This is a genomic window from Mycolicibacter longobardus (assembly GCF_002102265.1).
GTDB lineage: Bacteria > Actinomycetota > Actinomycetes > Mycobacteriales > Mycobacteriaceae > Mycobacterium > Mycobacterium longobardum.
Map to the genome: position 1 here is coordinate 35,681 of NZ_LQPG01000009.1, position 12,953 is coordinate 48,633.

At 68.0% G+C, this 12,953-nt stretch carries 13 protein-coding genes; 6 read left to right on the forward strand and 7 right to left on the reverse strand.

Annotated elements, in window-relative coordinates; translation table 11 throughout:
- Nucleotides 1–36: 36 nt before the first annotated feature.
- Together AWC16_RS03670 and AWC16_RS03675 are read left to right on the forward strand one after the other, a co-directional pair.
- A complete protein-coding gene (locus AWC16_RS03670) occupies nt 37–306 on the forward strand; it encodes a hypothetical protein (protein WP_085263441.1) in 270 nt (89 codons plus the stop codon).
- On the forward strand, nt 303–731 hold the full coding sequence (locus tag AWC16_RS03675; RefSeq protein ID WP_085263442.1) for a type II toxin-antitoxin system VapC family toxin: 429 nt from the start codon (nt 303–305) through the stop codon (nt 729–731). Before AWC16_RS03670 ends, AWC16_RS03675 begins: the two co-directional genes overlap by 4 nt.
- 12 nt (nt 732–743) lie before the next feature.
- Here AWC16_RS03675 and AWC16_RS03680 read toward each other — a convergent pair whose 3' ends face one another.
- Together AWC16_RS03680 and AWC16_RS03685 are read right to left on the reverse strand one after the other, a co-directional pair.
- Entirely contained in the window at nt 744–2,111 is a 1,368-nt protein-coding gene (locus tag AWC16_RS03680; RefSeq protein WP_085263443.1) for a metallopeptidase TldD-related protein, read from the reverse strand.
- Entirely contained in the window at nt 2,108–3,622 is a 1,515-nt protein-coding gene (locus AWC16_RS03685) for a TldD/PmbA family protein (protein ID WP_085263444.1), read from the reverse strand. The genes AWC16_RS03680 and AWC16_RS03685 overlap by 4 nt, the downstream gene beginning before the upstream one ends.
- A 33-nt stretch (nt 3,623–3,655) precedes the next feature.
- Here AWC16_RS03685 and AWC16_RS03690 point away from each other — a divergent pair, with 33 nt between their 5' ends.
- Nucleotides 3,656–4,534: a carbohydrate ABC transporter permease gene (locus tag AWC16_RS03690; RefSeq protein WP_085263445.1), complete on the forward strand. Its 879-nt coding sequence runs from the start codon at nt 3,656–3,658 to the stop codon at nt 4,532–4,534.
- On the opposite strand, the gene AWC16_RS03695 is transcribed toward AWC16_RS03690, so the two are convergent.
- Both AWC16_RS03695 and AWC16_RS03700 read right to left on the reverse strand, forming a co-directional pair.
- A complete protein-coding gene (locus AWC16_RS03695; protein ID WP_085263446.1) occupies nt 4,519–5,976 on the reverse strand; it encodes an amino acid permease in 1,458 nt (485 codons plus the stop codon). The two genes, AWC16_RS03690 and AWC16_RS03695, sit on opposite strands and share 16 nt — an antisense overlap.
- A gap of 81 nt (nt 5,977–6,057) precedes the next feature.
- Nucleotides 6,058–6,543, reverse strand: coding sequence for a lipoprotein LpqH (locus tag AWC16_RS03700; protein ID WP_085263447.1), 486 nt, complete (start codon nt 6,541–6,543; stop codon nt 6,058–6,060).
- Nucleotides 6,544–6,731: 188 nt separating this feature from the next.
- Here AWC16_RS03700 and AWC16_RS03705 point away from each other — a divergent pair, with 188 nt between their 5' ends.
- Entirely contained in the window at nt 6,732–7,568 is an 837-nt protein-coding gene (locus AWC16_RS03705) for a carbohydrate ABC transporter permease (protein ID WP_085263551.1), read from the forward strand.
- Entirely contained in the window at nt 7,565–8,896 is a 1,332-nt protein-coding gene (locus AWC16_RS03710; RefSeq protein ID WP_085263448.1) for an ABC transporter substrate-binding protein, read from the forward strand. The genes AWC16_RS03705 and AWC16_RS03710 overlap by 4 nt, the downstream gene beginning before the upstream one ends.
- Nucleotides 8,897–8,902: 6 nt before the next feature.
- Here AWC16_RS03710 and AWC16_RS25485 read toward each other — a convergent pair whose 3' ends face one another.
- The 3 genes from AWC16_RS25485 to AWC16_RS03725 all read right to left on the reverse strand — a co-directional run bounded on the left by AWC16_RS25485 (nt 8,903) and on the right by AWC16_RS03725 (nt 12,262).
- The gene (locus tag AWC16_RS25485; protein WP_085263449.1) at nt 8,903–9,295 is read right to left on the reverse strand and encodes a DivIVA domain-containing protein; all 393 of its coding nucleotides are present in this window, start codon (nt 9,293–9,295) and stop codon (nt 8,903–8,905) included.
- 169 nt (nt 9,296–9,464) lie between these two features.
- Nucleotides 9,465–10,274: a CbiQ family ECF transporter T component gene (locus tag AWC16_RS03720; RefSeq protein ID WP_085263450.1), complete on the reverse strand. Its 810-nt coding sequence runs from the start codon at nt 10,272–10,274 to the stop codon at nt 9,465–9,467.
- Nucleotides 10,274–12,262, reverse strand: a complete 1,989-nt coding sequence (locus AWC16_RS03725; protein ID WP_085263552.1) for an ATP-binding cassette domain-containing protein — start codon at nt 12,260–12,262, stop codon at nt 10,274–10,276. Before AWC16_RS03725 ends, AWC16_RS03720 begins: the two co-directional genes overlap by 1 nt.
- A gap of 135 nt (nt 12,263–12,397) precedes the next feature.
- Between AWC16_RS03725 and AWC16_RS03730 the strand changes: the two genes are divergently transcribed.
- Nucleotides 12,398–12,847: a MarR family winged helix-turn-helix transcriptional regulator gene (locus AWC16_RS03730; protein ID WP_085263451.1), complete on the forward strand. Its 450-nt coding sequence runs from the start codon at nt 12,398–12,400 to the stop codon at nt 12,845–12,847.
- Nucleotides 12,848–12,953 lie beyond the last annotated feature (106 nt).

Below are 12,953 nucleotides of genomic sequence, written 5' to 3' on the forward strand. Positions count from 1 at the left end.
CTTGCGTAACTGATATCATAATTGATAGCGTTCAGCATGCCCAACGTACTGATTCGTGACGTCCCGGTCGACGACCTCGACCAGATCCGGTCAGCGGCTGCGGCACGGGGCGTCTCCTTGCAGGCGTATCTGCTCGAGGCGATGCACGCACAGGCAGCCCACCTCCGCCGCCGAGCTGCCCTGGACCGCACCGCGGCACGCCTGGCACAACAGCCTGCTGTCGATGAACAAGACCGGACGGCCGTGCTCGATGCCATCGATGAGGCTCATGCCGACCGTGGCGAACAGCTGAGCGGTCCAACGTGATCGTCGACGCGTCGGCCGTCATCGACGCGCTCACCGACTCCGGCCCCCGGGGACAAGCAGCCCGCCAAGCCCTCGCCGACCACCCAGCCTCCGAACCCTTGCTCGCGCCAGGGCATCTCGCGATCGAGATCCTGTCCGGACTGGTGGCTGCAGCGCACCGACCATCCCATCCGCTTCAGCCCGACCAGATCGAACAGGCGCTGCTTGACGCTGCGGCGTTCGAGATAACTATCGAGGGCACACCGTGGGACGATGTCCGGCGCGCCTGGACACTGGCGCAGGCGTCATTGCGTTACCCCGACGCCGTCTACGTCGCCACCGCCGAACGCCACCGATGCCCGCTGCTCACCAGCGACGCACGAATCGAGCGATCCGGCGCTCCAATCCGCTGTGCCCTCATCACGATCCGGCCGGACGGCGACTGATCTGAAGCAGGCTCACTGCGCCTGGCTCACCGACGACATGTGGAAGTCGGGAATCCGCAGTGACGGCATCAGCGCCCGGGTCGCCCAATCACCCCACTCCCGCGGCAACGTCGGCTCGGCGATACCGGCCTGGGTGGCCCGGCGCAGCAGATCCAGCGGGCTCTCGTTGAACCGGAAGTTGTTCACCGCCGCACTCACCTGACCGTCCTCGACCAGGTAGACGCCGTCGCGGGTCAGCCCCGTCAGCAGCAGCGTGGTCGGGTCAACCTCGCGGATGTACCACAGCGTGGTCAGCAACAGCCCGCGTTCGGTCGAGGCGATCATCTCATCCATGCTGGCCGAACCGCCCGTCATCAACAGGTTGTCGGCGGCCAGGGCGACCGGCGCGCCGAACTCCGCGGCCGCGGCCCGCGGGTAGGCCAGCGCGTTGATCACCCCGCCGCGGATCCAGTCCACGCAGCCGATATCCAGGCCGTTGTCGAACACCGACGTGGTCTCCGAGGAGGTGCCGGTCGCCACGAACGGCGCGCATTCGAGCCCGAAGGCGTGCGGGTCGGAGTACAGGGTCAGCGGCAGCTCGGTGAGCCGCTCCCCCACCCGGGTGCCGCCGCCGGGCCTCGACAGCGCGGTGCGGCCCTCCTCGGCGCCACGGCCGCTCATCGTCCAACCCAGGTAGATCATCATGTCGGCGACCGTGGACGGCGGCATCAGTGTTTCGTAACGTCCGGCCGGCAGTTCGACGCTGCGCGCCGCCCACCCCAATCTCGTCGACAGTTGCTCCAGCAGTGAATCGCATGGCACGTCAACGAAATCCGGGGTGCTGATCCCGGCCCAGGCGCTGGCGCCGTTGCGTTTGGCGTTGATCTCCACAGTTCCGGTGGGTTGGGTGAAGCGCCGCCGCAGCCCGGTGGAGGAGGCCAGGAACGTCGTCTCCACCTCGTGGCGGGCGAAGCCGTAGAGCTGATCGGCGCCGCGAAAGCCCCGGCCCAGCGACGTGGCCAGCCCGGCGAATACCTCCGCTCCGGTTCCCGGCACCTCGGCATCCCAGTCGTCCGGCACGTCGGTACCGCCCAGCAGGCCCGCGGCATCGCGGGCTTCCGGGGCGCCCGCAGCGGCCTCCGCCGAGGCCACCACCAGCGCCGGGATCAGCGCGGGATCGACCTCCGCCGAGCGCAGCGAGCCGACCCGGGACCCGTTGTCATCGGAGACGATCGAGACGACGGTGGTGGTTCGGCTGCTCGACACCCCGTTGGTGGTCATCGAGTTGCCCGCCCACCGCAGCGACGCTTCGGCCCGGTCGGTGACCAGCACGATGGTTTCGACATTGTCGCCTTTGGCCGCCGCCAGCGCGGTGTCGATGGCCTGTTGCGCCGGAATCATTCCCGGCCCCCCTCGCTACGCGTGTTGAGCACGTTGATCCCCCGGAACAGCGCCGACGGGCAGCCATGGCTGACCGCGGCCACCTGACCGGGCTGGGCCTTGCCGCAGTTGAAGGCCCCGCCCAGCCGCCAAGTCGAGGCGCCGCCGACGGCCTCCATCGCATTCCAGAAGTCGGTGGTGGTGGCCTGATAGGCCACGTCGCGCAGTTGCCCATCCAGCCGACCGTCACGGATCCGGAAGAACCTCTGCCCGGTGAACTGAAAGTTGTAGCGCTGCATGTCAATCGACCACGATCGGTCCCCGACGATGTAGATGCCGTCGTCGACCCGGGCGATCAGGTCGGCGGTGGACAGGTCCTCGGTCCCGGGCTGCAGTGACACGTTGGCCATCCGCTGGATGGGGACGTGATGCGGCGAGTCGGCATACGAGCATCCGTTGGAGCGCGCCTGCCCCAACCTGGGCGCGAATACCCGGTCCAGCTGATAGCCCACGAATCGCCCGTCGCGCACCAGATCCCAGCTCTGGGCTGCCACGCCCTCGTCGTCGTAGCCGATGCTGGCCAGCCCGTACTGCACGGTGCGGTCGGCGGTCACGTTCATCACCGGAGAGCCGTAGCGTAGCGTGCCGAGCTTGTCCGGGGTGGCGAAAGACGTGCCGGCGTAGGCGGCTTCGTACCCGATGGCGCGGTCGTATTCTGTTGCGTGTCCGATGGATTCGTGGATGGTCAGCCACAGGTTGGTCGGGTCGATCACCAGATCCGTCGGTCCGGGCGTCACACCGGGGGCCTTCATCTTCTCTGCCAGCAATACCGGCAACTCTGCCAGTTCTCCAGTCCAGTCCCACACCTCGTCGCCGGCCACCGCCTCCCAACCGCGCGCGGTGGGCGGCGCCAGGGTGCGCATCGAGTCAAAGCCGTCCGGCCCGATGGTCACGGCATCGCAGACCGGCATCAGCCGCACCCGCTGCTGGGTTATCGACGACCCGAAAGTGTCGGCGTAGAACGTCTGTTCCTTTACCGCGGTAACGGAAGCGGACACGTGGTCCACCCCATCGGACGCGAGCAGCCGGCCCGAGTAGTCCTCCAGCACGTCGATCTTGTCGGCCACGGGCACGTCGAACGGGTCGATCACATAGTCCGACACCCAGGTCGCATCCCGGTACACCGGCTCAGCGGCCAGCTCGACGTGCTCGGCGTTGAGGGCCGCCAGGGTCTTGGCCACCTGCACGGCGCGCCGCGCGGTGTCGGCCGCGACGCCCGGCGCCAGTTCGGCATGGGAGGCGAAGCCCCAGGTGCCGTCGACGACCACCCGCACCGCGAAGCCGAGTTCGCGGTTGACGACGGCGGTCTCCAGCTCACCGTCGCGCAGCCGGATGACCTCGGTGGCGATCCGGTGAATGCGCAGGTCGGCGTGCTCGGCTCCGGCCGCTCTGGCTGCGCTCAGCGCGGCGTCGGCCAGCTCATGGCGGGGCAGGGCCAGAAACTCGGCATCGATCCCCCGGTTCAGTGTCACCCGTCCACGGTAACGAGCGGCTTTAATACCTGCATGGCAGACTCCCCGCGTGCCCGACGCTCCACCGCGCTCGGCTACGCGCTGCTCGCCCCCAGCCTGTTCGGCGTGGTGGCGTTCCTGCTGCTGCCGATCCTGGTGGTGGTGTGGCTCAGTCTGCACCGCTGGGATCTGTTGGGGCCGATCAGCTATGTCGGCGCCGACAACTGGCGATCCGTGCTGACCGATCCGTTGTTCGGCAATTCGCTTGCGGTGACGGTGCTTTTCGTGGCAATCGTGGTACCGCTGCAAACCCTGCTGGGGCTGGGTGTGGCGGTGCTGCTGGCCCGCGAGCTGCCCGGCAGCGGCGCCTTCCGGACCATCTACGTGCTGCCCTGGATCTGCGCGCCGCTGGCGATCGCGGTGCTGTGGCGCTGGATCCTGAGCCCCACCGACGGCGCGGTGAGCACCGTGCTGGGACATCGCATCGAATGGCTGACCGATCCCGGGCTGGCACTGCCGGTGACCTCGGCGGTGGTGGTGTGGACCAATGTCGGCTACGTCGCCCTGTTCTTCCTGGCCGGCATCCTGGCCATCCCCACCCAGGTGCTCTCGGCGGCGCGGATCGACGGAGCGAACGGCTGGCAGCGATTCTGGCGGGTCACGTTGCCGATGCTGCGGCCCACCATGTTCTTCGTCCTGGTCACCGGAGTGGTCAGCGCGGCACAGGTATTCGACACCGTATACGCCCTGACCGGGGGCGGCCCGGGCGGACGCACCGACCTGATCGCGCACCGCATCTACGACGAGGCATTCGGCGCGGCGGCCATCGGCCGGGCTGCGGTGATGGCACTGGTGCTGTTCGTCGTGCTGGTCGGTGTCACGGTGGTTCAGCAGCTTTCGTTCGGACGACGGGTCAGCTACGACCTCACGTGAGTCGTTGCGGTGCTTCCGTTCTGGCCACCGTTGAGTGCGCTGTGACGGCGACCCCACACCAGGTAGAAGATCAACGCGACCGCCACCCAGCAGGTGAACACGATCCAGGTGGACCGGTGCAGGCTGCACATGATCCATCCGCAAACCGCCACCGACAGGATCGGGGTGATCGGATAGCCGGGCACCTTGAATCCGCGCGGCAGGTCCGGTTCCCGGACCCGCAACACAACCACAGCCACCGACACCACGATGAACGCGGTCAAGGCGCCGATGGAGACCATTTCGGCAAGACGCTGAAGCGGTACCAGGCCGGCGAGGATTGCCGCCACAACCGCGACGATCACGGTGTTGGTTGCGGGTGTCCTGGTGCGCGGGTTGACCTTGGCGAAGGTCGCCGGCAGCAGGCCGTCACGACCCATCGCGAAAAGGATGCGGGTCTGGCAGTACATCGTCACCAAAGTGACCGAAAAGATCGAGATCACGGCGCCTGCGGCCAAGACGGTGCTGCCCAAGCGGTTTCCGGTGATGTGGTCCACAATCACGGCCAGCCCCGCGTTCTGCCCCTCGAAGTCCTGCCATGGCTGACTGCCCATCGCGGCCACCGCGACAGTCACATAGACACCGGTCACGATCAGCAGTGCCGCGATGATTGCCCGTGGGATCGTGCGCTGCGGGTTCTTGACCTCCTCACCGGCGGTGGATACCGCGTCAAGACCGATGTAGGAGAAGAAGATCGTGCCCGCTGCCCAGCTGATTCCCGAGAATCCGAACGGCGCGAAGTCGGCGAATCGCTCCGCCCTGAACGCCGTTGACGCGATCACCGCGAACATCAGCAGCACACCGAGCTTGATCACCACCATCACGGCATTGACCTTCGCCGATTCACTGGTGCCGCCGATCAACATAGCGGCACAGATCGCCACCAGGACGATAGCCGGCAGATTGACGAGACCACCCTCGAAATCCCATGGTGCCGATGAAACAGCCTGCGGCACGGAGAATCCGAAGATATTGAGCGACAGCTTGTTGAGGTACTGACTCCACCCAACCGACACCGCGGCGGTGGACACGCCGTATTCGAGCAGCAGGCATGCCCCGACGACCATGGCCATGAACTCACCGAGGGTGGCGTAGGAGTAGGAGTATGCCGATCCCGAAACTGGCACGGCCGAGGCCAACTCGGCGTAGCAGATCGCGGCCAGACCCGCCCCGGCCCCGGCGATGATGAACGAGACGATCACTGCCGGACCGGCCTGGGGTACCGCCACCGGGAAGACAAAGAAGATGCCTGCGCCGACCGTCGCGCCGACGCCGAACATGGTGAGCCGAAAGCCGCCGAGGCTGCGTCGCAGGTGGTGCGCGCCGCCGGCGGCGACCGGTGCACCGTTCACCGGCCGGCGCCGCAGCAGCTGTCGTCGCATGCTGAGCGCCGGCGTTGGCATGGTGCTCCTAGCTGGACGGTTCGAGTCCGTCATTGAACGCGGCCCGACCGGCGCAACGGCGTTACAGCGCGGCGTACCAGGCTAAGAACAGGTCACGTCAATTTCGAAGGGCTTGTTCACCGGCTGCAACGGGTTGGCCGTATCGATGCCAGTCGCCGTGCCGCTGATCTTGTATTCGTTGCCGTCCTTGGTCGCCTTGGCCTCGCCCTGACCGGCACCGGCGGTGTATCCCAGGACCACACCGTTGACGTTGCCCAGCCCGACCGACTTCACCTCTGGGGGGTTGGCGTCGGTGAGCACTGCGGCGATGCCCGTTGCCGCTCCGCCGATCGCGATGTTGACATCGCCGGCCATCGTCGTGCACACGGTTGTGCCGCTGACGTTCTGGTCTTGGCCGTCGATGGTGACTTTCGCGTTTGCGGCCGCGCCCCCGACGTTCACCGACGCGCCGGATCCGTTTGAGGAGGATGCGGGGGCGCTGTCCGACTTCTTGTCGCTGGAGCACCCGGACAGACCTACAATCGCGATCGCTGCCGCTGCGGCGGCAACCGTTACTGAACGCTTCATCCGTGCTCCTTTGTTGTGGGTGGTCACGCGCCTGATTTCGTGCTGTTTGGTGGGCGCGAGCGGGGGCCGGCGGGCTAAACTTTACTCCGCATCCTGATCCGATCAACGCCAAACTCGGAGTCCACAACCGCACCCAAGCCGCCGCCTACGCCCACCAACAGCCCCGGTGAGCTACTAAAGTCGTGTCGATCAGCAACTCACTCAGTTCGCAGAAACAAGTTCGCGTCGCGGCGGTCTACGCGCTGCTGACGCTCGGCGCGCTGATCACGCTGGCACCCTTTCTGCTCGGGTTGTTGACGTCGTTCACCCCGGCACGGCAATTCGCCACGGGCACCCCGCTGTCGTGGCCGCACCCGCCGACCCTGGACAACTACGGCGACCTGGGCGGCGCCGGATTCGGGCGGGCGGCGGCGGTCACGGTGCTGATGACGGCGGTGATCGTGCTCGGGCAGCTGACCTTTTCGGTGTTGGCGGCGTATGCGTTCGCCCGCCTGGACTTTCCGGGGCGCGATGCATTGTTCTGGGTGTACCTGGCGACCCTGATGGTGCCGGCCACCGTGACGGTCGTGCCGCTGTATTTGATGATGGCGCAGCTGGGGCTGCGGAACACCTTCTGGGCCTTGGTGTTGCCGTTTGTGTTCGGTTCCCCGTATGCGATCTTCCTGCTGCGTCAGTACTTTCGCTCGGTACCCAACGACCTGGTCAACGCCGCGCGTCTTGATGGCGCGAACACCCTCGACGTGATCGTGCATGTGATGCTGCCGGCCAGCAGGCCGATCCTGGTCACCCTGGGGCTGATCACCGTGGTCTCGCAGTGGAACAACTTCATGTGGCCCTTGGTGATCACCAGCGGCGACAAGTGGCGGGTACTCACGGTGGCGACCGCTGCGCTGCAATCGCGGTACAACGCCCAGTGGACGCTGGTGATGGCGGCGACCACGGTGGCGATGATCCCGCTGATCGTGCTGTTCGTGACGTTCCAGCGCCGGATCGTGCAGTCGATCGTCGTGACGGGGATCAAGTGAGCCGGCCGCGGTTCTCCACCCTGTTCGCGATCGCGGTCGTCGTGGTGGCCACGCTGCTCGGTATCGCGGCGGTGCTGCTGGACGACGCCTCGACCCGATCCGCCGGCGGCAGAACGGTGGTGACGGTGCGACTGTGGGATGAACAAGTCGCCGCCGCCTACCGGCAGTCGTTCGCCGCGTTCCACCGCGCGCACCCCGATATCGAGGTGCGCGTCAACGTGGTCGCCTACGGCACGTACTTCGACACCCTGCGCACCGACGTCGCCGGCGGTGGCGCCGATGACATCTTCTGGCTCTCCGATGCCTACCTGGCCGGTTACGCCGACAGCGGGCGACTGATGAAGATCGATGCGCGCGGAGCGGATTGGGAGCCCTCCGTGGTCACCCAGTTCACCCGCGGCGGAACGCTGTGGGGGGTGCCGCAGCTGACCGACGCCGGTATCGCGGTGTACTACAACGCCGATCTACTGGCCGCGGCCGGAGTCGATCCGGCGCAACTGGCGCGGCTGCGCTGGGATCCGCACGGCAAGAGCGACACCCTGCGACCCCTGCTGGCCCGACTCACCCTCGACAGCGCCGGACGCAGCTCGGGCACAACGGGTTTCGATGCGCGCCGGATCAGGCAGTGGGGCTACAACGCCGCCAACGACCCGCAGGGCATCTACCTGAACTACATCGGCTCGGCCGGCGGGGTCTTCCAGCGCGGCGACGAATTCGCCTTCGACAACCCGGCGGCGGCGGATGCCTTCGGCTACCTGGTGAAACTGATCAACGCCGACCACGTGGCTCCGCCGGCCTCCGACACCAACACCAATGGCGACTTCTCCCGCAACCAGTTCCTGGCCGGGAAGATGGCGCTGTTCCAGTCCGGCACCTACAACCTGGCGGCCATCGCCGAGCAGGCGGAGTTCTCCTGGGGAGTGGCGATGCTGCCGGCCGGGCCGGCGGGCAGGGTCAGCGTCACCAACGGCATCGCCGCTGCCGGCAATGCCGCGTGTAGGCACCCGGAGGCGGTACGAGAGGTCTTGGCCTGGCTTGGTGGTCGTGAGGGCAACGAGTACGTCGGGCGTCAGGGCGCGGCGATCCCGGCCGTGCTCAGCGCGCAACAGGTCTACTTCGACTACTGGGCGCAGCGCGGGATCAGCGTCACGCCGTTCTTCGCGGTGCTGGACGGACCGCGTATCCCCGCCCCGGGCGGCGGGGTGGGATTCCCGGCTGGAAACCAGGCGATCAAACCCTATTTCGACGAGATGTTCTTAGGCCGATCCGACGTGGGCTCCACCCTGCGCAGGGCTCAGGACGCCGCGAACGCAGCAGCCCGCCGATAGTGCCGCTCAGGTGGCGCGATACCGCAGTTCCGCGGCGATGCGCTCCAGAAACGCATCGACCTGGTCTTCGTTGTAGCCGCGTTTCCCCCAGGGCGGGTTCGCGAAAACCATGGTCTCGACCTGCTCGGGGGTGAGGGCATTCCCGTCGGCCGGCGCCGGCCCATCCAGTTCCGCTTCCACCAGGTCGAGAAAGGCGTCAACCACGGCCTCGTCGTAGCCGCGCCTGCCCATGCGGGGTTTGCCGAACGCCACCTGGCGCACGTCCTCGGCGGTCAGCCGGCCGTATCCGGCCTGCGTTGGCGACGCAGCAACCCGGGCAGCGCCCGCATGTTCGATCGGTGGCGCCTCATACGGACTGGTATCGGCGGACTGGCGCTTGCGTTTTCCGAACAGCGACATCGGATCCAACCTACCTTGGGGCGCGCCGCGGATCTCTGCTCGGGCACCCGAGTGGCATCGATGTGGTGTTTGCCCGGCTGTCAGCGACACCATGTTCCTGGGACCGTCGCGCAACTCGAGTTGTCGCTGACAGCCGGGCAACAGACACATTCCTCCCCGCCGGTGACTTCTACCGGGTGGTGGACAAGGCCGCGAGCTCCAGCACCAAGGCACCGCCGCACACCGCGGCCACCAGCGCTAGGGCCATGAGGTCGGCGAAACCAGGCCGCGCCGGGGATGCTGAGATCTGGCCGATGCCACCGCGAGCGGTGATCGCGTCTCCCATCTCATCGGCCCGACGCAGGGTGACCGTGATGGCGGCGGTGATCAGATCGATCGCCTCGCGCGCCCAGCGGCGCCGACGTTCACGACGGGTGCGCGCCCGTGGCCTGGGCCGCAGCCGCCTGGCGGCGTAGAGCACCCGGAACTCCTCGATCAGCATCGGGAAGGCGCGCAGGGCCAGGGCCAACGCCACAGCCCAGTCGTCGACCGGGATTCGCAGCAGTCGCAAGGGCTTGCCGAGGGCGGCCACCGCGGGCGCAATCTCGGCGACATTGGTAGTCCACGACACCATCGCCCCGAGGCCCAGGAGCACGATCGACAGCGCGGTGATCCGCAGGAAGTTCAGCAACCCGCCGAGACCGGCCGGGTCGCCGCCGGCCATCGCCGCGGTGGCACCACCGATCAGGAGTAGCACCCAGAGCCAGTGCGGCACTGACGGCAGGGCACCCCGCGGGATGCGGGCGATTCTGGCCGCGGCGAACACCAACAGTGCCACCGCGCCGATCGGCGCCCAGCCGGGGTAGAAGGTCAACAGCACCGAGATGCCGAAGACGACCAGCAGCTTGGTCCCGGCCCACAATCGGTGCACCGCGGAGTCGCCGGGTACCGGGCGCAGCAGTACCACCGGTCGGGTGGCTCCCCTCCTGCCGGCGGACATCACGCCGCCCCCGCCGGTGCCGGCACCAGCACACCGTCTTGCAGGTGCAAAGTCCTCGGGCACAACTCCCCCAGTCCGGCGAAGTCGTGCGAGATGACCACCACGGTCAGTCCGGTATCCCGCCGCAGGTCCTCCAGCAGCCGCAGCAGACCCTGCCTGCTCGCCGCATCAAGGCCGGCGAGCGGCTCGTCCAGGATCAAGGCCCTCGGGGACCGGGCCAGCAAGCCCGCCAGCACCAGCCGGCGCATCTGACCACCGCTGAGTTGGTCGATGCGCCGGCCGGCCAGCGCCGCGTCCAGACCGACGGCCGCCAACGCGGCGCTGATCCGGGCGTGGTCGTGTCGCGAGAAGCCGGCCGCTGAGGCAACTTCCAGACCGACGTGGCTGCGCATCAGCTGCAACCGGGCGGCCTGGAACGACAGCGCGACCGCCCCGACCTGTTCATCGGCGGGCCGGCCACCGAGCAGGCAGCTGCCGGTGGTCGGGGTCGTCAGGCCGGCCATGATCCAGGCCAGCGTGGACTTGCCCGAACCGTTGCCGCCATGGATCAGCAGTCCGTCACCTTCGCCGACGCTGAAGCTGACGTCGCGCAGTGCGGTCTTGGCCCACGGGGTGCCGCTGCCGTATTCGTGTCCGACGCCGGACAGTTCCAGCACCGGTGGACCGGAACGGCGCGGCCCTGCTGGTGCGACGGGGAGGCCGACGGTCTCCACCATGGCGGTGTTGTCGGCCGAACCGCTGAGGTCGATGATCCGGTCGGCGCTGCCGACCTCGTCGTTGTAGTGGGTGATGTGAACCAATGAGGTGCGGTGTCTTTCGGACAGCCCCGACAGCACCCCCAGCAGCGCCTCGCGCCCCTGCGGGTCGACCATGCTGGTGACCTCGTCGGCGATCAGCAGCGCGGGTTCGCGGGCCAGTGCGGCCGCCACCGCCAGCCGTTGCAGCTCACCCCCGGACAGGCCGCCGGTGTCGCGCTCGGCGAATCCCGCCAGGCCGACCTCCCCGAGGAGCCGCTCGACATCGGTGGTCGCCCCCGGCGGCAGGCCCCACACCACGTCGTCGGCGACCCGGGTACCCAGCACCTGACTCTCCGGATGCTGCATGACCACCGCGGTTCCCCCGGGGGCGCCGAGCCCCACCGCGCCGGGACGCTCGACGGCGCCCGCGGTGGGAGCGCGCCCGGCCAGCAGCAGCATCAGAGTGGTCTTGCCGGAGCCGTTGGCGCCGGTCACCGCAACGTGTTCGCCGGCTCGCACTTCCAGGCTCACCGGCCCCAGGGCATCCTGGCTGGTCTGCGGATAGCGGAACCGCACGTGATCCAGCCGCACCGGGACCGGCGCCACCGGCCCGACCTCTGCCGGCAGGTCCAGTTTGTGCACGTCGGGTACACCGCGTAACCGGTCGAGCACCCGCGACAACGCCCACCAGCCGAGCAGGGAGACGATCATGACGCTGACGATCGACTGGGCCAGGATCAGCCAGTGCCAATAGCGCAGCAGCAAACCGAGAAATCCGGTGAGGTCCTGGGCGGCCCGCTGGAACTCCGGCAGCGGTACCGCGGTCATGGCGGCCGCGACGCCGTGCACGTTGGCGGTGATCGCGTCGAAGATCAGGTGGCGCAGCCGCGACAGCACGGTCAGCGCCAGCACCACGCCGCCGCCGAAGATCCCGCCGGCCACCGCGGAGGCCGCGATCACGGTGGGCAAGCCGCGGTGGTGACGTTTGATGACGCCGGTCAGCCCGCCGATGTAGGCGCAGTTGACCACCGTCATGAAGCCGCCCAAGCCGGCAATCAGGAACGCGATGGTCGCGGCGGCCACCGTGGCGGCGATCAGCACGCGGATCCGGTAGCGGTAGGCCAACAGGCCCATCGGCACCGTGCCCAACAGCGCGAGCCCGCCGGCAAAGGGCACCACGACGGCGATGATCGCCGTAGCCGCGCACAGCGCTGCCATCACCGCAGCCTGGGCGATCTCGACGGGTTGCATCGACCGCGCCCGGACTTGGCTACCGCCCTGGCCGGTCTTCGTCACCCGTCGATTCTGCCAGCCGCTCCCGACGGCCCGGCGTGACGCTGAAGCGAGTTGGTCCACTTTCGTCCACGCATGTGAAATACTCGCGCGATGGTAGCCCCCGCCCACGCCAGCCTGGGAGCGGATCTGCTCAGCGTCGTCTCCCGGCTCAATCGGTTGGCGACGCAGCGAGTCGCTCTTCCGATTCCGACGGCGCAGGCGCGACTGCTGTCCACCATCGAGGACTTGGATGTGGCCCGCATCTCGGAGTTGGCCGCGGTGGACCACTGTTCGCAACCGACGATGACGACGCAGGTGCGCCGACTGGAGGACGCCGGTCTGACCACCCGGGCCGCTGATCCGCTTGACGCTCGCGCGGTGCTGATCCGGATCACCGACAAAGGGGTCGAGACGATGGCCCGGGTTCGTCAGGACCGGGCCGCGGCGCTCGATCCGGAGCTGGACCGCCTCGCTCCCGCGGACCGCCAAACGCTGGCCGACGCGGTCGAGGTCCTACACCGTTTCCTGGCTGACGCCGCCCCGGCGCGGCCGGTGCGTTAGGGGCCACCGTCAGCTGAGGTATTTCCAGCCTGACCGGTTTCGGAATATGCTCACTGCGGCATCGGCCCGAAGCGATCCCAGGCCTCCTGCGGCCCCTGCGGCTCTT